Origin of the sequence: Clostridium sp. HBUAS56017, assembly GCF_007115085.1 — a bacterium.
Taxonomy (GTDB): Bacteria; Bacillota; Clostridia; order Clostridiales; family Clostridiaceae; genus Clostridium; species Clostridium cibarium.
The window spans coordinates 1-24431 of sequence record NZ_SULK01000005.1 but is presented as its reverse complement, the minus strand read 5'-3'; the positions used below and the strand labels follow the sequence as shown (position 1 = coordinate 24431).

The following is a 24431-nucleotide window of genomic DNA, read 5'->3' as shown; positions in this document are numbered from 1 at the left end:
TAGCTCAGCAAGTATCTGATGCAAAGGATGAAAAGGGATTAGCTTATTGTACTGGGTATACAGCTGGACTTATAGCACAGATGGTGCTGCTTAAGAAGGTTAAAGGTGGCAGTGAGACTGGAGAGGCGACTGGAGCTATTAATCTATGGAGAAAATCTGCATGCAGTAATGATGAATTATATAATTATTTATTGAAAAATGTAAATTCAGATGTGGCAAATAACTTCTTAAAGGAAGGTATATGGCTAGAAGGTATTCAAATTCCAAAGAATTCAGCAGTGTTAAATCGTGATGGTTCAATTAATTGGAGTAAAGCTGTTGAAGGTTGGGGAAAAGGAGGAGCCATTCAATATGAATTTAGTCTTACGGTTGAACAATTAGAAGGATTAGGTTTGCTTAAGGAAATTAAATAGGAGGATAAACCATGAATATAAAAGAGGCAAAAAGAATTATACATGATGAGAAATTACAAGATTATAATATGAATGAAGAAAGGGGTAATAGAGAAAATGAAGTTGTGTTAAGGAATGAGAATGGTAAATGGATTGTTTATGTAACAGATGAAAGAGCTAGCAAGGTTACAAATTCACAAGATACCTATTCAGATGAGGAAGAAGCATTAGATGATTTTATTGATAGATTAAGAGCTGATAAAATATTAAGGGAGCTATAAAGTTAGAATTGCAAAAGATAGTACATAATGAATTTATTTACTAAAGTTCATGAAAATAATAAAACAGTTATGGCAATTCACTCCGTAATAGTAATAATGCAGTGAAAAGATGAAATGAATCAGCCGAAATTTAAGTAGGTTGATTCATTTCATTTTTAATCAGTTACTAAATCCAGCTCCATGTGCGAAAAATGGATTTTTAAAAGTAATTGACGGTATAATTAACTTATGTGAGGGAAGATTATTTTGAGGAAAAAACCACCAGAAAAGAAGTTACATTGAATGAATGTTTCAACATATGTAATGAAGAATTTGAATAGTGGAGGAATTTTTAATATATTCTGAAGAATATCAGAATACGAGAATATTAGAATATATATTCTTAAGAATATAAGAATATATTGAAAACATCAGGGCTCTGGAGAAATTAATAGAAAAAACCACAAAAAAAGAGCCCATATTCATAATAAATTTTAAATCAATATGAATATGGCTCCAACATCCTATGTTAATTAAAAAATTCTAGACAGAATTACTTCTCATATCCTTGAGGATGATTTTTATGCCAGTTCCAAGCTGTACTTATTATTGTTTGAACATCATTAAATTCTGGTTTCCATCCAAGTTCCTTAATAGCTCTTTCAGATGAAGCTATAAGCGTTGCAGGATCTCCAGCTCTTCTTGGAGCAACTTCTGCAGGGATAGCATGTCCTGTTACTTTTCTAGCTACCTCAACCATTTCCTTAACTGAGAAACCAGTTCCATTACCTAAGTTGTAAGCAGTACTTTCTCCTCCGTTTTGTAATCTCTTAAGAGCTAAAGAGTGAGCTTTAGCTAAATCAGTTACATGGATATAATCTCTTATGCAAGTACCATCTTTAGTATCATAGTCATCACCAAACATCATAATCTTGTCCCTATTACCTAGAGCAACGTCTAAGATAAGAGGAATTAAATGAGTTTCAGGGGAGTGATCTTCTCCAATCTTACCATTAACATGAGCACCAGCAGCGTTAAAATATCTTAGGGCTGTGTATTTAATTCCATAAGCATGATCGCACCAACGTAAAATTTTCTCAACTAATAGCTTTGATTCTCCATATGCATTGGTTGGTGTAGTTTCACTGTCTTCAGTTATTGGAATAAACTTAGGTTCTCCATAGGTAGCAGCTGTTGAAGAGAACACTATATATTTGACATTATGTTCTTTCATAGCTTCAAGTAGATTAATTGTTCCGTATACATTGTTGTTAAAATACTTTAGTGGTTCACCCATACTTTCACCAACAAGTGAGTATGCAGCAAAATCTATAACAGCGTCAATTTTATTCTCAGAAAAAACTTTATTTAATATCTCTTTGTCTCTTAAATCACCAACATAAAGTTTGCCACCTAAAAGCGCATCCTTATGACCCTTTTCTAAATTATCAAGAATTACAACATCTTCATTATTTTCTAAAAGTTCAGCTACCATATGACTTCCGATGTAGCCTGCACCTCCACAAACAAGAATAGACATAAAATCAACCTCCTCAATATTAAAGTGAATATTACCTTAACTTTACCACTTGTTATAGCATTTTTAAATAAAAAAAATATAACAAATATATTACAATACAAAACATAAACTTCCAAGAATAGTGTTAATATGCGATTATTCATATTAAAAACAGTGCATAATTTCTTAACAAAGTATTAAAACAATGTTATAATGATACGGTAAAACGGAAAGTATTTAAATTTCAATAACTAGTATGGAGGAAAAAGAATGAATGAAGAAAACATTAAAATAGAAGATATAATTGATGCCTTAAAAAGCAGATGGCAGCTTATAGTAGGTATCACATTGGTTGCAACTATACTAGCTACTGTTGTAAGTTTCTTTTTAATAAAGCCTAAATATGAGGCAAGTACAAAATTATTTATTGGTAAGGAAAGTGGCGAAAGTTCAAGTCAGAATTATAATAGTACTGATGTTCAAATGTATCAGAGTCTAATAAAGACATATGCAGATATAGTTACTACAAATGATTTAGTTAATAGAGCTATTGAAGATAAAGGTTTAAACTTAAAATCACAAAGTGTAGTTGGAGGGTTAAAGGTTGAACCAATAACTAGTACACAAATTTTGAAAATTACATATAAGAGTGGAAATAAGCAGGAAGCTAGGGATGTTGTAGCGGCTATAACTGACGAGTTTGTAAAGACATCAAATGAATTAATTGCTAATGCAAATGTGAAGGTTGTAGAAAGCGTTACATTGCCTGAAAGTCCAGTAAGTCCTAATAAAAAACTTAATATAGTTATAGCTTTAGTGTTAGGAATTATGGTAGGCGTAGGAGTAGCTTTGTTGCTTGAGTTTTTAGATAATACTTTTAAGGATAAAGAACAAATAGAAAAAATGGTAGGTGTACCAGTTATTGGAACTATACCTAATTTAGAAAGTTCGAAATAAAGGAGTACAGGATGTTTATAGTAGAAAAAAAACCAAAGTCAATTTCCGCAGAAGCGTATAGAACATTAAGGACTAATATACAATATTCATCATTTGATAAAGAGATAAGAACTATAGTTGTTACAAGTTCAGAACCTGGTGAAGGTAAATCTACTACTGCAGGAAATTTAGCAATGTCATTTGCACAAGCAGAAAAAAGAACTATTATTATAGATTGTGATTTAAGAAAACCATCTTTACATAAAAAGTTTAAGATTTCGAATCTAATAGGGCTTTCTGATGTATTAATAGGTAAGGAAAAAATTAATTCAGCAATACATGAATATAATGATAACTTAAGCATATTAACATCAGGAAAGTTACCCCCAAACCCATCGGAGATGTTAGGGTCTAAATCAATGAGTAAATTATTACAAGAGCTAAGAAACTATTTCGATATTATAGTTTTAGATTCAGCTCCGCTTCAAGCTGTTACAGATGCTCAAATTCTTTCAACTAAGGCTGATGGTACAGTTTTAGTGGTGAGAGCAGAAAAGACAAAGAGAGATTCTGTAATTCAGGCAAAGGCACTTTTAGACAAGGTTGGAGCTAATATCTTAGGAGTAGTATTAAATGGTATAGAAAATACAAGAAGAAAATATTATTACTATTATGGAAATGAGGGCAAGGAGTAATTATGATAGATATTCATTCACATATTTTGCCTGGTATAGATGATGGATCTAAGAATATAAAGATGACATTAGATATGCTTAGGATAGCAGAAAAGGATGGAATTACTGAAATAGTTGCAACACCTCATTTTTGTAGAGGATATGGTGAGACCCCTTACGAAGAAGTTAGAGAACTGGTGAAAGAGTTCAATAAAGTAATACTTAGTGAGGGAATTAATTTAACTATAAATTATGGACAAGAAGTTTACTATTCTGAAAATATGATTGATGACTATAAAAAAGGTCTTATTGGAACAATAAATGATTCTAGGTATATGCTATTTGAGCTTCCTATGAGAAAGATGGAAAGTGAAGCCTTTGACATAATATATGAGCTTCAAGTTCTTGGAATAACTCCTGTTTTAGCTCATCCAGAAAGGTATAAATTTATAATGGACAAGCCTTCTTTTATAAATAAATTTATTGAGGAAGGTGTTCTCTTTCAAATGAATGCAGGAAGTATAAGAGGCGATTTTGGAGCAACTGTTAAGAAGACTGCAAGTATCCTGTTGGAACACGAAATATACAATTTTATAGGATCAGATGGACACAATGACACTACAAGGAAAACTGAAATATCAGATGGGATAGATTTATCTATTCAAAAAAATAAAATGTATAAAGATTTTTTTGAAAATAGTGCTAAAAACTTACTTTTAAATAAAGATATTGAGTTTTGTGGACGCAAGATAAAGGAGAAAAAGTCTTTTTTGTCATTTTTTAAATAAAGGTAATTATAAATAGGGGAGGTTAAAAGTGCAAAACACGGAACTGGTAGAAGAAGAAGTACTGTATGAGTATAAATATAAAAAAATAGATATACGTTATGCATTTTTTAAAAGGTTAATAGATATAGTGTGCTCTTTTTTAGGGATAATAGTATTAAGCCCTATTTTACTTATAGTTGCTATTGCAATAAAGCTTGAAAGTAAAGGCGCGGCAATTTTTGTACAAGATAGAGTAGGGTTTAGAGGAAAAGAATTTAGAATGTATAAGTTCAGATCCATGGTGGTGGATGCTGAGGAGCTTAAAGACAAGCTTAAAGACAAAAATGAAATGAATGGACCTATGTTCAAGATAAAGAAAGATCCTAGAGTTACTAAGGTAGGTAGTTTTATAAGGAGAACAAGTATAGATGAATTACCTCAACTTATTAATGTTTTAAAGGGAGAAATGAGTTTAGTAGGTCCAAGGCCATCACTTCCAGGGGAAGTTAAGGAGTTTGAATTGTGGATGATGGAGCGCTTTAGTGTTAAGCCAGGATTAACATGTTACTGGCAGGTATCTGGAAGAAATGATATAGGATTTTATGAATGGATGGAACTTGATGTTAGGTATGTAAGAGAAAAGAGTACCTTATGTGATATAAAGTTGATTTTCAAAACATTTTTTGTGCTTTTCGGAGACAAGCATGCGAGTTAAGGAGGAGAAGGTTTGAAAATAGTAGTAGCAGGAACAGGGTACGTAGGATTAGTAACTGGAGCGTGTTTATCAGAAGTTGGGCATAATGTTACTTGTGTTGATATAGATGAGAAAAAAGTTGAATTAATGAAACAAGGAGTCTCACCTATATATGAGCCTGGATTAGACGAATTGTTAAAAAGAAATTACCAAAATGGAAGATTAAGTTTTACTACTGATTACTTAAATGCATATAAAGATGCTGATGTTATTTTTATTGGAGTAGGTACTCCGGAGAGAGAAGATGGATCAGCAAATCTAGATTATGTTTTTGGTGTGTGCAAACAAATTGCAGATAGCATTGAAAAAGATTGTTTAGTTGTAGTTAAATCGACAGTTCCAATAGGAACTAATGATAGAGTAGAGGAATTTATAGGGGAAAATGTTAAGAATGAGGTTAAAGTTGAAGTAGCGTCAAATCCTGAATTTTTATCTCAAGGGACAGCAGTTGAAGATACTCTTCATGCTCATAGAATAGTTATTGGGGTAGAGTCTAAGAATTCTGAAAATGTGCTAAGAGAAGTTTATGAAAGATTTAATCAACCTATAGTAGTAACTAATAGAAAAAGTGCAGAAATGATAAAGTATGCCTGTAATGATTTCTTAGCTTTAAAAATATCTTTTATGAATGAAATAGCTAATTTTTGTGAAATAGTAGGAGCTGATGTTGAAGATGTGGCCCAAGGAATGAGTTATGACCCACGAATAGGAAATAAATTCTTAAAAGCTGGACTAGGATATGGGGGATCATGTTTCCCGAAGGATACGAAAGCACTTCATTGGTTAGCTAATGATAATGGATATGAGTTGAAAACAATAAAAGCAACTATAGAGGTTAATGAAAATCAAAAATATAAGATGTTTAGAAAAGCAAAACAAAGATTTGGGAGTTTAAAAGGTTTGAAGGTTGCAGTTTTAGGGTTAACGTTTAAACCGGGAACAGATGACTTAAGAGAGGCGCCATCAATACCTAATGTTAGAAGATTTTTAAGTGAAGGTGCCGAAGTGGTTGTTTATGATCCTGTTGGAAAAGAAAATTTCAAAAAACTTTTTTCGGAAGAGCTAAGTTATGCAAAAAGTCCAGAAGAAACTATACGAGATGCAGATATGGTATTTATCTTTACAGAATGGAATGAGATTAAATTCATGAAGATAGAAACATATGAAGAGCAAATGAAGAGAGCAATAATATTTGATGGTAGGAATTGTTATGATAATTGTGATTTTGAGAATACTAATATAGATTATTATTCTGTTGGTAGAAAAGCAGTTTTAAATAGAAAGCAGTGAAAGAGAAAGTGATAGTTTTAAGTCTGTTAGAATAGGAGAGATAGTATGTTATGTGCGTTAGTAATGGCTGGAGGTAAAGGTACGAGATTTTGGCCTTTATCCACGGATGAAAAGCCAAAACAGTTTTTAAAGTTAATAGGGGAAGATACAATGATACAAATGACTGTGAATAGAATAAAGCCTATTATACCAATAGAAAGAATTTTTATTTGTACAGCAGCTATGTATGTTAACTTAGTAAGAGAGCAAATACCAGAGTTGCCAGAAAGAAATATAATAATTGAGCCGGAGGGAAGAAATACAGCACCTTGTATTGCATTATCAGCATTGGTAATTGAAAGATATTATAAAGATTGTAACATGATAGTTTTGCCTTCAGATCATTTAATTAAAAATGAAGAAAGATTTAGAAAAATTGTTGGAATTTCAAATAAGTTTATTGAAGAAAATAATGACGCGATAATAACATTAGGTATGAAGCCGGATAGACCTGAAACAGGGTATGGTTATATAAAATATAATGTAGATTTAAATTCTCAACAATTGAAAAGCGTTTTTAAGGTTGATAAATTTGTTGAAAAACCAAATGAAGAAAAGGCAAAAGAATATCTTGAAAATGGATGTTATCTTTGGAATGGTGGGATGTTTTTGTGGAAGACTTCAACAATAATAGATGAAATTAAGAAGTATTGTCCCGAAACTTATGAAGCAATTTATGAAATAGAAAGTATAGAAGAAGATAATTTACAAGAGTTTATAGATAAAGAGTACAATAATACAACTCCTATTTCGATAGATTATGCGGTATTAGAGAAATCAAAAAACATTTATGTTGTTCCAAGTGAAATAGGTTGGGATGATGTTGGAACTTGGAAATCTGTTGAAAGATATAAGGATAAGGATGTTAATAATAATATTCTTGATGGAAATACAATGGTAATTGAATCAAGTAGTAATATAGCTATTAATAGTTACAAAAGAGTAGTTATGATAGGAATTGATGATATTATGGCTTTAGAGACAGAGGATTCAATTTATATTGTTAATAAGGATTATATGGATAATCTTAGAGATTACAAAAATATTATTTAAATGTTTTATGGTAAGAAAAAATTTTCAAATAGAAATATAAAACTACGCAAATGTAAAGGAGAAAAGAATGAGTAAAATAGCATTAATAACAGGAATAACTGGACAGGATGGATCATATTTAACGGAATTATTATTGGAAAAAGGTTATGAAGTTCATGGAATTATAAGAAGACATAGTACTATTAGTACAACTAGAATAGATCCATTTTTCGAGGATCCTGAGATAGGAAACAAAAGATTATTTTTACATTATGGGGATTTGACAGATTCAAGTAACTTAAATAGATTAATAGAAAAAATAAGACCAGATGAGATATATAATTTAGCAGCTCAATCTCACGTTGCAGTATCATTTGAAGTACCTGAGTATACTGCAGAAGCTACAGGAGTAGGAACATTGAGATTATTAGATGCAATTAGAGAAACTGGAGTCAAGTGTAAATTTTATCAGGCTTCCACATCAGAGTTATTTGGAGGATTACCAGATACAGCACCTCAAAGTGAAAAAACACCTTTTTATCCAAAGAGTCCATATGGAGTTGCTAAACTTTATTCATATTGGATAACTGTAAACTACAGAGAATCATATGATTTATTTGCTTGTAATGGGGTATTATTTAATCATGAATCTCCTAGAAGAGGTGAAACTTTTGTAACAAGAAAAATAACAATAGCTGTTGCTTCTATAATGGCTGGAAAACAAGAAAAGCTATCATTAGGTAATCTGGATGCAAAGAGAGACTGGGGCTTTGCGGGTGATTATGTAGAAGGTATGTGGAGAATTCTACAACAAGAAAAACCTCAAGATTATGTTCTTGCTACTAACGAAACTCATACAGTAAGAGAATTTGTAGAGTTAGCATTTGCTGAAGTTGGTGTTGAAATTGAATGGAAGGGTACTGGCGTAGATGAAAAAGGATATGACAAGTCAAATGGAAAATTGTTAGTAGATGTAAATCCAAAGTATTTTAGACCAGCAGAAGTTGAATTGTTATGGGGAGATTCAACGAAGGCAGAAAAAGAACTAGAGTGGGAAAGAAAAGTTAGTTTTAAAGGCTTAGTTTCAATGATGGTTGATAGTGATATGAAGGAAATTGTAGGTATAGGATCGAAAGAATTTAAAGAAAAGAATAAATAAAAAATGAGGACAGTGGCATTCTATATATCTGATCATGGATTTGGGCATGCTTCAAGAAATATACCTATAATTGGGTATATTCTTGAAGCTAATTCAGATGTGAGAGTAATAGTTAAGACAGGAAAATATCAAGGTGAATTTATAAAAGGCATATTGAAAAAGCACGGAAAAAGATTAATTATTTACTCTGAAGTGATGGATGTTGGATTAATTTTAAAGTCGGGTTCTCTGGAAGTAAATAAAAGAGAATTAGAGAAAAGTTTAATGCAGTATATTAATACTTGGAATGAGAGAAGTATAAAAGAACAGAAATTTCTAAAAAAGATTTCTGTAGATATTGTTGTGAGCGACATAGTTCCTTGGATTTTTAAATCAACAAGTATTTCTAACGTACCAAGTTTATTAATATCAAATTTTACTTGGGTTGATATATATGATGAATATTTTGACAGTATAATTTGTGAGCCGTATAGGAAGTGTTATGAACTTGCGGATAGAGTTCTATTATATTCTTTATATATCGATAATATGAAAAGTTATTTAAAAAATTATGAAGAAGTAGGATTGTGCTGTAGAGCTTTTAGCAAAGAGAATGTCCAAAAGATAAAAGAAAAGTATAAAAAGAAAATAGTTTTTATTAGCGTAGGGCGATCTGTTGAATTAAATGGCAATATCAATGTCGAAAACTTAAATTATGATTTTATAGTAACAGAAGGAATAAATATTGAAGGTAATAATGTAACATACTTATCAAAGGATATCGCGAATACTCATGATTATGTTAAGGCAAGTGATTATGTTATAACAAAAGCAGGATGGGGAACGATTGCGGAAGTTTTATGTGCAAATAAGAAATGTGCCATACTATCAAGAAATTCTGTTGCTGAAGATAGAAATACAATAGAAAAATTAAAGTATATGAACTTAGCATTAGAAATAAACTATGAAGAAAGTTTTGATATTGGCAACATATTGAAACAATTAGATGGATTAAAAGTTAATAATGATTATAAGTTTGAAAATCAATATAAGGATATTGCAAAAAAAATAGTGTCGTATATAGGAGATAGATAAGTTATGAATAAAGATAGTAAAATTTATGTAGCAGGACATAGAGGTTTAGTAGGTTCTGCAATTGTAAGAGGGCTAGAAACTAAAGGGTTTACTAATATTGTAGTAAGAACTCATGCTGAACTCGATTTAAAAGATTCAACGAAAGTTGAAGATTTTTTTAAATCCGAAAAGCCAGAATATGTATTTTTGGCGGCGGCTAAGGTAGGGGGTATTCTTGCAAATAGCAATTATCCTGCTGATTTTATATATGAAAATTTGCAGATACAAAATAATGTTATAGGAATGGCTCATAAATATAAAGTGAAAAAATTAATGTTCCTTGGTAGTTCATGCATTTATCCTAAAATGTGTCCACAACCTATAAAGGAAGAATATTTGCTTTCAGGATATTTGGAAGAAACAAATGAAGCATATGCTTTAGCTAAAATATCTGGTCTTAAGATGTGTCAATTTTTTAATAAGCAATATGGTACTAATTACATTAGTGTAATGCCTACAAATTTATATGGACCTTATGATAATTTCCATCCTCAAAATTCTCACGTGATGCCAGCATTAATTAGAAGATTTCATGAAGCCAAGGAAAGCAATGATAAAGAAGTTGTAGTATGGGGAAGTGGTACACCTCTTAGAGAATTTTTGTATTCTGAAGATATGGCAGATGCTTGTATTTATTTAATGGAAACATACGAGGGAAATGATTTCTTTAATATTGGTACAGGTAAAGAGATAACTATAAAGGGTCTTGCTGAAATGATTAAAGAAATTGTAGGGTATGAAGGAAAATTGGTTTTTGATTCTAGCAAACCAGACGGCACACCTAGAAAGCTTCTTGATGTAAGTAAATTAGAAGAGGTAGGATGGAAGTATAAAGTGGAACTTAGAGATGGAATAGAAAAAGCATATAAGTGGTTTGTGGAGAATTATAAATAGTTTTGAATAGAAATTCAGTATTAGATAATGTCAAAAAGCAATTAAGAGGTAACTAATATGAAGCTTGGTATTATAAGGCTATATGCAGGTGAATCAGGGAAGCTTGGATATTATAATGTTCAAGAAATTGGATTGGCAAAAGCTTTAGCAAAGAAAGGTGTTTCAACAGATATATTTTTCTTAACAAACAAAAATAGAAGCAAAGATGTAACAATACAAGAGATAAATGAAAAGGTTAGGATAATATATATTCAAGCAAGTAGAATGTATAATCATGGGATTATTTCTCCTAAGTTTATTCTTGACTACAATATAGACATTGTTCATTTGTTAAGTGATAATCAATTAATGGTCCCTAGTTTTATTAAGTTTTGTAATAAACATAATATTCCTATATATAATTATATAGGAGTTTTACAGAGTGATTCGAGGAATAAAGTGAAAAAGTTATTTATGAATATCTTAGCGGAAAGAAATATAAGATATTTCAAAAAATCGAAATTAGTGGTAAAAACTCCAATAGTTAAAGAGCAATTTGAAGTTAGAGGGATAAATAATGTAAGAACTATACCGGTAGGCTTAGATTTAGATGTGATTGAAGATTTTGGTAAGAGTAAATTTGATTTGAGAAGAGAATTAAATTTACCAATAAATAAAAGAGTACTTATATTTGTAGGAAGATTAGAAGAATATAAAGAACCGTTAAAAGCGATAGAAGTGTTAAAAGAATTGAAAAAAATAAATGATGACTATATATTAATTATAATTGGAAAAGGTTCTTTAAAAAATAAGATATGTGGTTTAATTCAGGAATATGGATTAGATAAAGATATTGTACTTATAGACAAAGTTGAAAATTCAAAAATTCATAGTTACTATAAAGCGAGTGATATATTTTTGAATTTTAATAGCCAAGAAATTTTTGGTATGAGCATTCTTGAAGCTATGTATGGAGAATGTAAAGTGATAGCAAGGGATGCACCGGGACCAAGTTATATTATTGATGATAAAATTAATGGAATTATAATGAAAGATTATGATATGACTAGTTGGATAAAAGCTATAGAGAAAAATATAAATAATAGAGATATGTCTAAGCTAGGGAAAGAGAAGATAATTAAGCGTTTTAATTGGAATAATATAGCGGAAGAATATATGAAATTATTTAAAGAAATAAAAGGTGAGTAATATGAAAAAGCAAACTGTATTAATAGTACATAACTATTATCAAGTTCCAGGTGGAGAAGATGCAGTAGTAGAAAATGAAAAAAATTTACTTTTAGAAAATGGACATAAAGTTTTAATTTATAAAAGGCATAATGACGAGATAAAGAACAAAGGAATTTTAAAGAAGCTATTGTTGCCTTTAGAAACGATATTTTCTTTTAAAACTTATAGAGAAGTTAAAAAGATAATAAAGAAGGAAAATGTTGACATAGTGCATGTTCATAATACATTACCACTTATAAGTCCATCAGTATATTATTCTGCTAGACATTGCAAAGTTTCAGTTATTCAAACAATTCATAATTTTAGATTATTATGTCCAGCAGCAACTTTTACAAAAAATAATGAAATATGTGAAGAGTGCTTGGAAAAAAGTCTAATTTGTGCAATTAGAAATAAATGCTATAGAAACTCAATAGTACAAAGTTCTATCTCAGCAATTAATTTATCATTTCATAGGTTTATAGGAACTTATAGGAAGGTAGATGGTTATATTGCTCTTACGGAATTTAATAAAAATAAGTTAAAAACATTAATTGATTCAAAGAAAATATTTATAAAGCCTAATTTCACAAATTTTGGAGATGATTCTTTGATAGATATAGAAAATAGAACTTATTTTCTGTATATTGGGAGAATAGATAAATTGAAAGGTGTAGACTTAATACTGAAGGCATGGAAAAGTATTGAGAAAGAGCAATTGTACATTGTTGGTAGGGGACCCTTTCGGGAAGAGGCAGAAAAGTATATTGCAGAAAACAACATAGAAAATGTTAAGTTATTAGGTTTTAAAAACAGGGATGAGGTAGAGAAATTAATGAGCAATTCTAAAGCTTTAATAATGGCCTCACAGTGTTATGAGGGATTTCCTATGACTATAGTTGAAAGTTTTTCTTTAGGCGTGCCTGTAATCTCAGGAAAGATTGGAAATATGGCAGGAATAATAGAACATGAAAAGAATGGATTGTTATACAAATATGATAGTTATGAGGAGTTGACTAAACAAGTAGAAAGACTAAATAATAATGATTTATTAAATAAATTATCTATAGGTGCACGAGAAACCTTTTGCAGTAGGTATAATAAAAAAATAAATTACGATATTTTAATGAAAATATATAACACTGTAGGTGGATTTAATGAAAGTATGTAATATATTGGGCGTGAATATAAATGTTATTAATATGAAAGATACAGTTTCATATATAGAAGAAAATTTAAATGAACTAAAAGGAAATTATATATGTGTTTCAAATGTTCATACAACTGTAATGGCATATGAAGATGAAAAGTATAGAAATATACAAAATTCTGGAGCGATGGCATTGCCTGATGGTGGTCCATTATCAGTGGTAAGTAGAAGGTACGGATTTGAGGAGGCTGAAAGGGTAACAGGACCAGATTTGATGGAAAAAATATTTGAAGCTTCTGAAGAATATGGTTATACTAATTACTTTTATGGAAGTACGGAAGAAACATTAAAGGAACTGAAGATAAAGTTGGGTGAAAAGTATCCCAATCTTAAGATAGTAGGAATGTATTCACCGCCATTTAGAAAGCTTTCTGATGAAGAAGATAAAAGGGATATAGAAAATATAAATAAATCGAAGGCAGATTTCTTATGGGTGGGATTAGGTGCTCCTAAGCAAGAAATATGGATGTACGAACATAGAGATAAAGTCAATTCATTAATGATAGGAGTAGGTGCTGGATTTGACTATCATGGAGGTAAAATAAAAAGAGCACCAATGTGGATGCAAAAATTCAGCTTAGAATGGCTGTATAGATTGTTGCAAGACCCTAAAAGGCTATTTTTTAGATATTTAAATACAAATTTAAAATTTATTATATATATATGTAGATATGATAGGGGAAAATAAGATGAAAATATGCATCGTAACTAATATACCATCGCCATATAGAGTAGATTTTTTTAACTTTTTAGCAGATAATACAGATTATGAGATAACAATTATTTATTCTAGTAAAAATGAGGATAATAGATCGTGGGAAATAGATAAATCATTAATAAAGAATAGTGTATTTTTGAAGTCTAAGACAATTAAACTTAAAAAGAAGATGGATAATAAATATATTCATATTCCAGTTGGTATAATAGGTAGACTTAAGGAAATAAAGCCTGATGTAGTTATAGGGTGTGAATACAATCCTACAATATTGTTAGCATTCATTTGGTGCAAAATTAGAAAATTAAAATATATTAGTTGGTCTGACGGAACTTTAAATTCTGAAAAAGATATAAATAAGGTACAATTCTTACTAAGAAAATTAATTTGTAGAAATGCCGATTCGCTTGTTGCTAGTAGTACTGCTACTAAGATGGCTCAAATAAAGTATGGGGCAAAAGAGGAAAAGATATTTATTAGCTTGTTAACAGTTGACATCGATAAATATATAATAAAAAGGAATTTTAATAAGGCTAATGAAGTACCAAGACTTATATATGTAGGATCACTAATAAAAAGAAAAGGTGTAGATTTATTATTAGATGCATTAAGTTTAGTAAATCATGAATTTGTTCTAAATGTTGTTGGTGAAGGAGAGGAAAAATATAAATTAGAAGCGCAAGCTAGAGAGCTAGGGATAATGAATAAAGTAAAGTTCTTGGGATATTTGCAACAAAATGATTTAAAGAAAGTATATGCTGAATCAGATATATTTATATTGCCAACAAGAGAAGATTGTTTTGGATTAGTTATAATTGAAGCTATGTGCGCTGGATTAAAAGTGATTGTTTCAAAGTATGCAGACGGAGCAAATGATCTAATAGTTAATGGAGACAATGGATTAATAATTGATCCGTTTAATAAAACTAATTTTGCAATAAGTATAGAATCTTTTATAATGGATAAAAAGGTGGATAATGAACTTAATAAAGGCTTGTACAAAAATATTGATAAATTTAATTTTAAGAACGTTACAGATGGATTTGTAAGAGCTATCAAGTATGCTTATGATTAGTGAGGAATAGGAGATTAAATGGAATTTTTATTGTTTTTTAAACCATTAGCTGATATGTTGTGGCAAGTTAAAAGTTTAGATATGATTTTAGCAGGATTTTGCTTAATTATATTTACAGTTAGTTTATATAGAATAAGACACATTAATTTAGTAGATATGGCAGTTTGCATATTATTTGTTTTGTTTACTGCCTCTGCTTTTAGAGAAACGGAAGGTTTAATGATATATGCAAAAATTTCTTCTAGTTTTATGCTATATTTATTAGGGAGAGTATATTATTTAAGAGTAAATAAGTTAAGTAAATATATAGCAATCTCATATATCATTGTGTTAATTACTAATTTAATATGTATAGCACAAGGTAAAGGGTCTATAGAATGGGGACACGCAATAACATTAAATGGAATGTATTATTTTAAAACTGATTTTGCATTTGCAATAACTCAGTCTGTGATATTTTTAATATTTATTAATATTGAATTAGGTAAAATAATAAAGGCTATTAAAAATATATATTGCTTCATTGGAGCGCCAATATTAATATTGTTATCTAATTCAAGGCTGTATCTCCTAGCTTATTTAACAATAGTTTATATATATTCAAGGTATGTAATAGAACAAAGAAAAAATAAGGTGTGGAATTTTAAAATGAAAAATTTTGTTACTATGCTGGGGGTAGTAGTAGTAGGAATATTTTTATTTTCAGCACTATCTAATACTGCATTGTTTAGTAAATTTAATTTCATATCGTTTAATTTCACTAGTATAGATGATCTGTTTAGTGGAAGTAATACACAAGGACGAAGTCAAATTTGGACAATAGTATTAGATTATTTTAATAATCAGGATATGTATCATAGATTATTTGGGGTAGATTTAGTAACAGATTCATTTATAAATCCAAACAGGAATAATGCCCATAATATGTATTTGAAAACATTGTTTTCAACAGGTTATCTAGGTCTTTTCATATTTATATTATTTTTAATTATATTGATATATAAATTAAATAAAATTAAAGATAGAAGAGTTTTTTATTTGACATTTTCCATGGTGATAACTTTTTTGTTAAGTGGAATATCAGATTCATCAATGGAGTTTAGTCAATTAACTTGGATCTCATTTTTCTATTTTGGAAGTGCAGTTTCCATTTTTCATATTGAAAAAAAAGAAGATAAAGATTTGAGTCAATAAATTGCATTTTAATGATTTATGTAGTAAATTAATATTTTAAAAGGAGTTTAAGCAAGATATGATTATAGTTAGGGCCGTAGGTGGATTGGGCAATCAAATGTTTCAATATGCTTTTTATAAGAGTTTATGTGAAAATAATAATCATGTAATGTTTGATAAAAGCGATTATAGAATACATAATCACCATAACGGATTTGAAATAGAATCAATTTTTAATGTACATTATGTTGAAGCAAGTGAAGGACAGATAAAAAAAATAAGCTTTGACAAAAAAAGTGTTTTATATAGAATTGCGAATAAATATTTTAATGTCCAATTAACAAAAAAAAGTGAATATAAAGAAGATAAATGTATTTCGAATGTTAAACTAAAGAAATATGATAAAGATATTTACTTTGATGGATATTGGCAAGCTGAAAAGTATTTTATAGATGTATCTGACCAGATCAGAAAAGAGTTTGTATTTAAAAATAAATTAGATGATAGAAATAGAAAATTAATAAAGTATTTGCATGATAAGAATACAGTGAGCATTCACGTGAGAAGAGGAGATTATTTAAAAGAGAAATCACTTGTCGGCGTATGTGATATGTCATATTATAACAAAGCAATAGGCATGGTAAAAGATAAAGTAAGTAATCCTGTATTTGTGTTTTTTTCTGATGATATGTTATGGGTAAAAGAAAATTTCAAACTAGATGATGAATGCATTTTTGTTGATTGGAATACTGGTAGTAATAGTTATAAGGATATGCAGTTAATGAGTAATTGTAAGCATAATATTATAGCTAATAGTACTTTTAGTTGGTGGGGAGCATGGTTAAATAATAATGATGATAAAATTGTTATTTGTCCGAGTAAATGGTCTAATGATAGTGAAGATAATAACTTGATATCAGAAAAATGGAAGAGTATATAGTATAGCAAGTTTTATATATAGTATAAGATTTAATAAGTAACGGAAGTAAAAGGAATCTAGTAAGCAGTAAGGGGATATTATTTTATGAATGAACTTAAAATATCAATAATTACACCATCATATAATCAAGGTAAGTTTATTGAGGCAACTATATTATCAATTAAAAATCAATCACATAAAAATATTGAACATATTATTGTAGATGGAGGATCGAGTGATGATACTCTAGAAATTATAAAGAGATATGATGGTACATATAACATGAGATGGATATCAGAGAAAGACGAAGGTCAAGCAGATGCAATTAATAAAGGTTTTTGTATGAGCAATGGGGATATTGTAACATGGTTAAATTCAGATGATACTTATAATGATGGAGCATTGGAATTTGTTAATAAATATTTTAGTGAAAATGTTGATGATCAATTTATCTATGGACCAGCAAATACCATAGATGAACATGGAAATCTTATTAAGTCATCAGATGGAGTAGCAGATTATGATGTGGAATTGTTAAGAAGGAGAGATTATATATGTCAGCCATCAACTTTTTATAGGAAAAAGTTGATCGATAAAATTGGTATGGTAGATAAAAGTTTATATTGGACAATGGATTGGGATTTGTGGCTTAGAGCATCTAAGGAATGTTCTTTAAAAAAGGTGGAATTTACACTTTCTAACATGCGCATTTACGAAGGAATAAAAACATTAAGTAAATTAGATAAAAGATCAATGGAAATGAGTAGAGTGTTAAAAAAGAATGGTGTGAAGAACTTTTCAAAACATTACTATTATGTAGTAGGTTTAGTACAAGGAGTGTCTTTAAAATATCCGAGACTTTACAATATATTAAAGAAATGCATAAAACCAATAAAAAAATGCATAATTAAGGATTAATTTATTTATGGATAAAAGCTGAAAGTTAGATGGCGCACCTAGAAAGGAGAAAATAGATGCAAAAGATAACTAGATTAAAACAGAACAAAGATAGTAACATTATAGCTAACATTATAGTTAGCTTTATTTTGAAATTTTTGGGATTGGGATTAAGCTATTTATTAGTTCCAATAACAATAGGATATGTTAACAATGAACAATATGGTATATGGATGACTTTACTTTCTATTATTTCATGGATATCTTTTAGTGATATTGGATTAGGGAATGGATTAAGAAATAAATTAACAGAATCTTTAGCTCAAAAGCAGTTGGAAAAGTCACGTGAATATATATCAACAGCTTATGCGGCGATGACTATTATTGTTTTCATTTTATTAGTTGTACTAATGTTCATAATACCATTTCTTAATTGGCAAAATATTTTTAATACAGTAACTATTTCGAATTCTAAATTAGTTAATTTGGTTGTTGTTGTACTTGTGTTTTTTCTTGGCAATTTTATATTATCTTTATATAGCCAATTATATTATGCAAAGCAACAATCAGCAGCAACAGGTATTGGGCAATTGTTGGTAAATATAATATCTGTGCTAAGTATATTAATTTTAAAAAGAATAACTAGCGGAGATATAGTTTATTTAGGATTTAGTTATGGAGTATCGATGATATTACCAAGTATTTTTCTTACATGCTTATTTTTTAAGAAAAATGCTGAATTGAGACCTGCACTTGCATATGTAAGATTAAACAAATTTAAAGAAATAATCGGATTGGGAGTTAAGTTCTTCATAATACAAATAGCAGTAGTGGTATATTTTGGGACAAACAATATAATAATAGCTCAAGTATGTGGTCCTAATGAGGTTACTAACTATAATGTTGTTTATAAACTTTTTAGTTTAGTTAATACAGGACATATATTATTGATTACTCCATTGTGGTCAGCTTATACTGAAGCATATGGTAGAGGGGATATTAAGTGGATAAGAAGTACATTAAATAAAACTAGTTTATTGTTAATTCCAATTGGGTTGGGATTATTGGTAATGACAGTGTTTTCAGATATAATATTTAAAATATGGTTAGGGAATAACAATATTGAAATTAATAAATACTTAATAGTAACAATGGCTATAAGCACATTTATTACTGTTTTTAGTAATACTTTTGTATATTTTTTAAATGGAGTTAACGAGATAAAATTGCAAATGTACAATTGTGTAATAGTAAGTATTATTAATATTCCTTTATGCATATACTTTTCCAAATATTTAGCGATGGGATCTACTGGAATTATGTTGGCTCAAATATTGACTGCAATACCGTTTTCTGTAATAGCGCCTTTACAAACCTATCATATATTAAGAAAAAGCGAGGAGGTAAAATCAAATTAAAATTATAGATACAATTAAGATTAGAATAAAAAAGAATAAGGTTAGAAAAGAATGTTGTATTAATGAAGATTTATTAATTTTTGAAGAGACTAGCTTTATCAATATGACAGGAAATAGAGAAGACATAATAATAGATTCCGGTTGTTGTATTAGGGGAACCTTAATAGCAGATGCTGTTGGAGGAAAAATTACAATTGGAGAAAATTGTTATGTGGGAGAGAATAGTAAGATATGGGCTATGGAAGAGATACAAATAGGTAATAATGTTTTAATTGCGCATAATGTAAATATTATTGATAATAATGGGCATTCAACAGATTATAAGGTGCGAAGAGAGGAGTTACCGTATATATTAAAGTGTGGACATGCGAAGCAAAATATTTTTAATAGAAGGATAAAACCAATAATTATTGGAGATGATGTTTGGATTGGATTAAATTCAATAATATTAAAAGGGGTAAGTATTGGTAAAGGTGCAATAATAGCTTCAGGGAGTGTTGTTACAAAAGATGTACCTGAATTTACAATGGTTTCAGGTAATCCGGCGAGAGTTATTAAATATTTAAAAAATGAAGTCGATAATTGAATGAAAATTAAACTTATAGCGGAGAGTAAGTAATTATGATTTCTAAATTAAAACAATTATACCAAAAAGAAAAGTTTAAAATAAAAATGAAAAAATATAATAAGTTTATTATAATGGATACTTCAACAGTGTTGTTGAATTCATTTAGTGTAGATATAAGAATGCCAGATAGGCGTAATGATAAATGTATTAAGATAGGTGCTAACTCTTTATTGGGAGGCAACTTAGTGTTTGAAAAGGAGACAGGAAGCATATCAATAGGAAATAGAACGTATATAGGAGGTGGAACTAATATAATTTCAATCAATAATGTTGAAATAGGTGATGATGTAACTATAGCATGGGGATGTACAATATATGATCATAATTCGCACTCTATCTATTGGAGTGAAAGAAGTAATGATACACTACAATGTATAGACGATTATAAAAAAACAGGAAATTTTATAAAAAATAAAGAATGGAATAATGTCAAAACTGCACCTATAAAAATATGTAATAAGGCATGGATTGGATTTGATTGTGTTATATTGAAGGGAGTAACTATAGGCGAAGGAGCTGTAGTTGGTGCTAGAAGTGTTGTTACAAAAGATGTGCCCCCATATACTGTGGTTGCTGGAAATCCAGCAAAGGTTGTAAAAACCCTTAAAAAGGAGAAATAATATTATGAATAGAAAAGTTTTAATTACTGGATGTAATGGATTTATAGGAAGTCATTTGGTTAATTTATATATATCTAAGGGATATGAGGTATACGGTATAGATGTTATAAATAGCAAATCAAGCATGCGAAATTGCAAGTTTATGGAATGCAATTTACTAGATGATGACTTAAGTGAAACTTATAGGGAGATATCTCCAGATATTTTTATACATTGTGCAGGAAATGCAAGTGTTGCAACGTCTGTAAAATATCCAGAAATGGATTTTGATAGTAATGTGAGCGTTTTGTATAAAACATTATCCTCATTATCTAGAGCAAATATAAATCCTAGGTTTATATTTTTATCTACTGCAGCAGTTTATGGAAATCCTAAGCAATTACCTATATCAGAAAAAACTATTGCTGCTCCTATTTCACCATATGGATTGCATAAAAAAATGTGCGAAGATCTATGTCATTATTATAGAGAAGTTAAAGGGCATAATATATCGGTAGTTAGAATTTTTTCTGCTTATGGTGAGGGATTGAGAAAACAAATTTTATGGGATATGTATAATAAATATAAGAATAAAGGATATATAGAGCTTTTTGGTACAGGAAATGAGACAAGAGATTTTATAAATATTTATGATTTAGTTCAGGCATTAGACTTAATAATTAATGATGAAAAGACTGATTTTGTTTATAATGTAGCTAATGGAGAAGAAATATCTATTAAAACTTTGGCATTAGAGTATGCTAATATACTAGGATTAGATGATAGTAAGATAATATTTAATGGAGAAGTTAAAAAGGGAGATCCTTTAAATTGGAAAGCTGATATTACAAAGTTAAGTAAATTAGGATATAAGCAGAGAAAAAACTTACGAGAAGGTTTAAAAAATTATATTGATTGGGTGAAGAAATTTGATAGAGAATAAGAATATATTATTTATAGCGAATGGTGGAAAGGAATGGATTGGTGGATTATACTATGTAAAAAATATAATCTATACATTAATTAGAAATAATAAAATAAATAATTCCACAAAAATTTACATATTAGCTAAGGAAGAAAACTTTAGTATATTTAATTCATTTTTGAACTATGACAACATAGAAGTTATAGTTTATAAAGATAGTTCAATAAATGCATTTTTAAAAAAGATTACAAACAAAATATTTCACAAATCATTAGATTTGGTATTATATGATAATGCAAAGAAATTCAATGTTCACTATATATATCCGGTTAGTGTGTATCCATATTTATTTCTAGAAGATAAATGCGTTTATTGGATACCAGATTTTCAACATATACACTTACCGGAGATGTTTTCCAAGGAAGAAATAGAATGGAGAAATAAGATTTACAAAAATATGGCTAAGAAGCATAAAAATCTTATATTAAGTAGTAAAGATGCATTTAATGATTATAAATCTTTATATCCTAACAATGTTGATGGTGTTAATATTTTAAGTTTTGAATCTTATATTGAGGATGATTTAAATGGCGTTGACGATGACTTTATAAAAAATACTCTTGATAAATTTAATATATCTAATGAATTTGTGTTTTTACCAAATCAATTTTGGAAACATAAAAATCATATAACTGCATTTAAAGCTATAGATTATGTAGTAAATAAAAAAGGGAAACAAGTTTATATGGTATGTACAGGAAATACCAATGATTATAGGAATAAAGAACATTTTAATAGTTTACTAAATTTTATAAAGAATAATAAGTTAGAGAATAATATAAAAATACTAGGATTTATATCAAGAAAAGAACAATTGGCTTTAATGAGCGCGTCTAATGTGGTAATACAACCTTCTTTATTTGAGGGATGGGGAACTGTTGTGGAAGATGCAAAAGCACTAGATAAAAAAATAATAATGTCAGACATAAATGTTCATTTAGAACAGAAAAATGAAAAATGTATACTATTTAGCAGAGAAGATTATTCTGAACTTGGAGATATTATCTATAATTTACTATAGAATTGATCAAGGATAATATATGTATATAAATTAAAATAGTAAAAGATTTATAGGGGAATATTCTTGAGTTATAAGGAGAATAAGAATGTAATGGAAAAAAGAAAGACTTTGGAAGAATTTAATTTTTTAAAAGTAATAGCTATGATTACGGTAGTATTGCAGCATAGTATGGCTGTATATTCTAACTGGTTTAGGGTACCTAGAATAAGTTCTCAATTCTATAAGTTTGTAAATAGTTTTTTATCTAGTTACCATGTTTATATGTTTGTATTTGTATCCGGATATTTATATTATTATACTAGATATGAGTTAAATAGAAATGATGATAATAGAACATTTGTATATAAAAAATATAGAAGGCTTATAGTGCCTTATTTTTGTATATCATTACTATATGTAATGCCTATAAGAATGTTTACTGAAAAAAGTAATTTTTCGATATACAATATAATGAATGATATAATTTTATCAAAAAACTCCGCCCACTTATGGTTTTTGTTAATGTTATTTGGAGTTTTTGTAGTCTTTAGGATACTTGAAAAGAGAATTGAAAGTGGTAATATAAAGATTTTATGTATTATGTTTTATGGAGCATATATAGTAGGTAAATTAATTGAGAAAAGCCAAGTTCTTAATATATTACAAATACATAAGGTTTTACAGTTTGCTATATTTTTCTATATAGGATTTATATTAAGGAAATATAATAGAACAATACTTAAAAGAGTAAAAAAAGTTAATGTGTTAGTGGTATTAGGTATTCAGATATTATTAACAAGTGGCGTTTACTTTTTGAATCTTTATTGTAGATCAATGCTAGTTAAAGGAATAAGTGTTTTAATTGAACCAATTGTACCACTAGTAGGTATATTATTTTGGTATCTTATTATAATAAAAATATTAGAGTTTAAACCTAACATTATAAATACTAAAATATATGTGTTTTTAAAGGAAAATAACTTTACAATATATTTAATTCATATGCCAATAATTCAATTAGTATTAATATATTTATATGATAAAAATATATTACCAACATTATTAGTAACAACTTGTTTTATTATAAGTATGCTTATTTCAAGTACATTGTCAGTAGTAATAAACAAGTTTAGAATTACAAAAATAATATTTGGATTAGATAGTAAGAAAATCTTCTGTAAAACAAAATAAGAAAATATTATAAAAAATCTGTACTAGTTTAGTAAAACAAAAGTACAGATTTTTTTATTGAATATATTAATATTTAAGAGGTACTAATTAAGGTAAAATTTCAAAAGCATCTAGGTTAACATAAGAATCAGAAGCAGAAGTATTCTTCTGACCAGTAACTTCAATGATAACAGTATGGGCACCACTAGTTAAACCAGTTTTTTGGAATAGAACTTGTTTAAATGCATCAGTAGCAGAATAACCATCCCAAGTGTAAGAAGTACCATCAATAGTAATTTTAGCAATACCAACAGCTTTCCCTTTAAATCCAATAACATTTAATCCAGTTCCAGTAAAAGTTAAGGCTACTGAAGAATTAGGATCTTTTGAATATTTGTTAGTATTACCGCTATTAGAAGAGCCGGAAGCGCTTCCCCATACTCCAGAATATTTTAAAATGGAGTTAGTTTCCTCTACTATAGTATTAGTAGAGGGAGGAGTAGTAATATTACCATCTACGATATCAAAAGCATCTAAGTTGATATAAGAATCAGAAGCAGAAGCATTCTTTTGACCAGTAACTTCAATGATAACAGTATGAGTG

The 24431-nt window shown here is 28.9% G+C and carries 25 protein-coding genes and 1 pseudogene; 24 read left to right on the top strand and 2 right to left on the bottom strand.

Translation table 11 applies throughout. From position 1 onward, the window contains the following. Positions 1 to 413, top strand: a 413-nt coding sequence (locus tag FAY47_RS06315; RefSeq protein WP_185966747.1) for a hypothetical protein, incomplete at its 5' end; no start/stop codon positions are given. An 11-nt stretch (positions 414 to 424) separates the two neighbouring features. Beyond that, the gene (locus FAY47_RS06310) at positions 425 to 673 is read left to right on the top strand and encodes an Imm59 family immunity protein (RefSeq protein WP_143315796.1); all 249 of its coding nucleotides are present in this window, start codon (positions 425 to 427) and stop codon (positions 671 to 673) included. A 532-nt stretch (positions 674 to 1205) separates the two neighbouring features. Here the strand turns inward: FAY47_RS06310 and galE are convergent. Next, positions 1206 to 2192: a UDP-glucose 4-epimerase GalE gene (gene galE / locus FAY47_RS06305; RefSeq protein ID WP_143315794.1), complete on the bottom strand. Its 987-nt coding sequence runs from the start codon at positions 2190 to 2192 to the stop codon at positions 1206 to 1208. 249 nt (positions 2193 to 2441) lie between these two features. Here galE and FAY47_RS06300 point away from each other — a divergent pair, with 249 nt between their 5' ends. From FAY47_RS06300 to FAY47_RS06195, 22 genes are all read left to right on the top strand, one after another. Continuing rightward, positions 2442 to 3128 (top strand): Wzz/FepE/Etk N-terminal domain-containing protein, encoded by a 687-nt coding sequence (locus FAY47_RS06300; RefSeq protein ID WP_143315792.1) that lies wholly within the window; start codon positions 2442 to 2444, stop codon positions 3126 to 3128. 11 nt (positions 3129 to 3139) lie between these two features. Further along, positions 3140 to 3802, top strand: a complete 663-nt coding sequence (locus tag FAY47_RS06295) for a CpsD/CapB family tyrosine-protein kinase (RefSeq protein ID WP_143315790.1) — start codon at positions 3140 to 3142, stop codon at positions 3800 to 3802. Positions 3803 to 3804: 2 nt separating this feature from the next. Then, positions 3805 to 4569 carry a CpsB/CapC family capsule biosynthesis tyrosine phosphatase gene (locus tag FAY47_RS06290; RefSeq protein ID WP_143315788.1) on the top strand — a complete coding sequence of 255 codons (765 nt, stop codon included), beginning with the start codon at positions 3805 to 3807 and terminating at the stop codon, positions 4567 to 4569. Positions 4570 to 4597: 28 nt separating this feature from the next. Then, positions 4598 to 5263, top strand: coding sequence for a sugar transferase (locus FAY47_RS06285; protein WP_143315785.1), 666 nt, complete (start codon positions 4598 to 4600; stop codon positions 5261 to 5263). 12 nt (positions 5264 to 5275) lie between these two features. After that, the gene (locus FAY47_RS06280) at positions 5276 to 6592 is read left to right on the top strand and encodes a UDP-glucose/GDP-mannose dehydrogenase family protein (protein WP_143315783.1); all 1317 of its coding nucleotides are present in this window, start codon (positions 5276 to 5278) and stop codon (positions 6590 to 6592) included. Positions 6593 to 6637: 45 nt separating this feature from the next. Beyond that, positions 6638 to 7684 (top strand): mannose-1-phosphate guanylyltransferase, encoded by a 1047-nt coding sequence (locus FAY47_RS06275; protein WP_143315781.1) that lies wholly within the window; start codon positions 6638 to 6640, stop codon positions 7682 to 7684. A 67-nt stretch (positions 7685 to 7751) separates the two neighbouring features. Continuing rightward, on the top strand, positions 7752 to 8822 hold the full coding sequence (gmd, locus tag FAY47_RS06270; protein ID WP_143315779.1) for a GDP-mannose 4,6-dehydratase: 1071 nt from the start codon (positions 7752 to 7754) through the stop codon (positions 8820 to 8822). Positions 8823 to 8825: 3 nt separating this feature from the next. Beyond that, positions 8826 to 9896: a glycosyltransferase gene (locus FAY47_RS06265; RefSeq protein ID WP_143315777.1), complete on the top strand. Its 1071-nt coding sequence runs from the start codon at positions 8826 to 8828 to the stop codon at positions 9894 to 9896. 3 nt (positions 9897 to 9899) lie between these two features. After that, positions 9900 to 10829 (top strand): GDP-L-fucose synthase, encoded by a 930-nt coding sequence (locus FAY47_RS06260; protein ID WP_143315775.1) that lies wholly within the window; start codon positions 9900 to 9902, stop codon positions 10827 to 10829. Positions 10830 to 10886: 57 nt separating this feature from the next. Further along, positions 10887 to 12017, top strand: a complete 1131-nt coding sequence (locus FAY47_RS06255; protein ID WP_143315773.1) for a glycosyltransferase family 4 protein — start codon at positions 10887 to 10889, stop codon at positions 12015 to 12017. Between the two features lies 1 nt (position 12018). Next, the gene (locus FAY47_RS06250; RefSeq protein WP_143315771.1) at positions 12019 to 13209 is read left to right on the top strand and encodes a glycosyltransferase family 4 protein; all 1191 of its coding nucleotides are present in this window, start codon (positions 12019 to 12021) and stop codon (positions 13207 to 13209) included. After that, a complete protein-coding gene (locus tag FAY47_RS06245) occupies positions 13196 to 13936 on the top strand; it encodes a WecB/TagA/CpsF family glycosyltransferase (RefSeq protein ID WP_143315769.1) in 741 nt (246 codons plus the stop codon). The genes FAY47_RS06250 and FAY47_RS06245 overlap by 14 nt, the downstream gene beginning before the upstream one ends. Position 13937: 1 nt before the next feature. Next, complete coding sequence (locus FAY47_RS06240; RefSeq protein WP_143315767.1) at positions 13938 to 15038, top strand: glycosyltransferase family 4 protein; 1101 nt, start codon at positions 13938 to 13940, stop codon at positions 15036 to 15038. Positions 15039 to 15056: 18 nt separating this feature from the next. Further along, positions 15057 to 16232, top strand: coding sequence for an O-antigen ligase family protein (locus tag FAY47_RS06235; protein ID WP_143315765.1), 1176 nt, complete (start codon positions 15057 to 15059; stop codon positions 16230 to 16232). Between the two features lie 58 nt (positions 16233 to 16290). Then, the gene (locus tag FAY47_RS06230) at positions 16291 to 17151 is read left to right on the top strand and encodes an alpha-1,2-fucosyltransferase (RefSeq protein ID WP_143315763.1); all 861 of its coding nucleotides are present in this window, start codon (positions 16291 to 16293) and stop codon (positions 17149 to 17151) included. Positions 17152 to 17235: 84 nt separating this feature from the next. Further along, positions 17236 to 18048, top strand: a complete 813-nt coding sequence (locus tag FAY47_RS06225; RefSeq protein ID WP_143315761.1) for a glycosyltransferase family 2 protein — start codon at positions 17236 to 17238, stop codon at positions 18046 to 18048. Between the two features lie 56 nt (positions 18049 to 18104). Further along, positions 18105 to 19445: an oligosaccharide flippase family protein gene (locus tag FAY47_RS06220; protein WP_143315759.1), complete on the top strand. Its 1341-nt coding sequence runs from the start codon at positions 18105 to 18107 to the stop codon at positions 19443 to 19445. 103 nt (positions 19446 to 19548) lie between these two features. Then, a complete protein-coding gene (locus FAY47_RS06215) occupies positions 19549 to 20031 on the top strand; it encodes an acyltransferase (protein WP_143315757.1) in 483 nt (160 codons plus the stop codon). A gap of 35 nt (positions 20032 to 20066) precedes the next feature. Then, positions 20067 to 20693, top strand: coding sequence for an acyltransferase (locus FAY47_RS21165; protein WP_279232043.1), 627 nt, complete (start codon positions 20067 to 20069; stop codon positions 20691 to 20693). Between the two features lie 4 nt (positions 20694 to 20697). Further along, positions 20698 to 21615, top strand: a complete 918-nt coding sequence (locus FAY47_RS06205) for an NAD-dependent epimerase/dehydratase family protein (RefSeq protein ID WP_143315755.1) — start codon at positions 20698 to 20700, stop codon at positions 21613 to 21615. Beyond that, entirely contained in the window at positions 21602 to 22678 is a 1077-nt protein-coding gene (locus FAY47_RS06200; RefSeq protein ID WP_143315753.1) for a glycosyltransferase, read from the top strand. Before FAY47_RS06205 ends, FAY47_RS06200 begins: the two co-directional genes overlap by 14 nt. Before the next feature lie 90 nt (positions 22679 to 22768). Further along, complete coding sequence (locus FAY47_RS06195) at positions 22769 to 23848, top strand: acyltransferase (RefSeq protein ID WP_143315751.1); 1080 nt, start codon at positions 22769 to 22771, stop codon at positions 23846 to 23848. Positions 23849 to 23935: 87 nt separating this feature from the next. Here FAY47_RS06195 and FAY47_RS20235 read toward each other — a convergent pair. Beyond that, positions 23936 to 24431: pseudogene (locus tag FAY47_RS20235) on the bottom strand (cellulosome anchor protein); the annotation flags it as partial.

Bases quoted from the DNA above. Each gene is read 5' to 3' on its own strand.
- FAY47_RS06310 (WP_143315796.1), top strand. From the start codon at position 425: ATGAATATAAAAGAGGCAAAAAGAATTATACATGATGAGAAATTACAA.
- galE (WP_143315794.1), bottom strand. From the start codon at position 2,192: ATGTCTATTCTTGTTTGTGGAGGTGCAGGCTACATCGGAAGTCATATG.
- FAY47_RS06300 (WP_143315792.1), top strand. From the start codon at position 2,442: ATGAATGAAGAAAACATTAAAATAGAAGATATAATTGATGCCTTAAAA.
- FAY47_RS06295 (WP_143315790.1), top strand. From the start codon at position 3,140: ATGTTTATAGTAGAAAAAAAACCAAAGTCAATTTCCGCAGAAGCGTAT.
- FAY47_RS06290 (WP_143315788.1), top strand. From the start codon at position 3,805: ATGATAGATATTCATTCACATATTTTGCCTGGTATAGATGATGGATCT.
- FAY47_RS06275 (WP_143315781.1), top strand. From the start codon at position 6,638: ATGTTATGTGCGTTAGTAATGGCTGGAGGTAAAGGTACGAGATTTTGG.
- gmd (WP_143315779.1), top strand. From the start codon at position 7,752: ATGAGTAAAATAGCATTAATAACAGGAATAACTGGACAGGATGGATCA.
- FAY47_RS06265 (WP_143315777.1), top strand. From the start codon at position 8,826: ATGAGGACAGTGGCATTCTATATATCTGATCATGGATTTGGGCATGCT.
- FAY47_RS06260 (WP_143315775.1), top strand. From the start codon at position 9,900: ATGAATAAAGATAGTAAAATTTATGTAGCAGGACATAGAGGTTTAGTA.
- FAY47_RS06255 (WP_143315773.1), top strand. From the start codon at position 10,887: ATGAAGCTTGGTATTATAAGGCTATATGCAGGTGAATCAGGGAAGCTT.
- FAY47_RS06250 (WP_143315771.1), top strand. From the start codon at position 12,019: ATGAAAAAGCAAACTGTATTAATAGTACATAACTATTATCAAGTTCCA.
- FAY47_RS06245 (WP_143315769.1), top strand. From the start codon at position 13,196: ATGAAAGTATGTAATATATTGGGCGTGAATATAAATGTTATTAATATG.
- FAY47_RS06240 (WP_143315767.1), top strand. From the start codon at position 13,938: ATGAAAATATGCATCGTAACTAATATACCATCGCCATATAGAGTAGAT.
- FAY47_RS06235 (WP_143315765.1), top strand. From the start codon at position 15,057: ATGGAATTTTTATTGTTTTTTAAACCATTAGCTGATATGTTGTGGCAA.
- FAY47_RS06230 (WP_143315763.1), top strand. From the start codon at position 16,291: ATGATTATAGTTAGGGCCGTAGGTGGATTGGGCAATCAAATGTTTCAA.
- FAY47_RS06225 (WP_143315761.1), top strand. From the start codon at position 17,236: ATGAATGAACTTAAAATATCAATAATTACACCATCATATAATCAAGGT.
- FAY47_RS06220 (WP_143315759.1), top strand. From the start codon at position 18,105: ATGCAAAAGATAACTAGATTAAAACAGAACAAAGATAGTAACATTATA.
- FAY47_RS06215 (WP_143315757.1), top strand. From the start codon at position 19,549: ATGACAGGAAATAGAGAAGACATAATAATAGATTCCGGTTGTTGTATT.
- FAY47_RS21165 (WP_279232043.1), top strand. From the start codon at position 20,067: ATGATTTCTAAATTAAAACAATTATACCAAAAAGAAAAGTTTAAAATA.
- FAY47_RS06205 (WP_143315755.1), top strand. From the start codon at position 20,698: ATGAATAGAAAAGTTTTAATTACTGGATGTAATGGATTTATAGGAAGT.
- FAY47_RS06195 (WP_143315751.1), top strand. From the start codon at position 22,769: ATGGAAAAAAGAAAGACTTTGGAAGAATTTAATTTTTTAAAAGTAATA.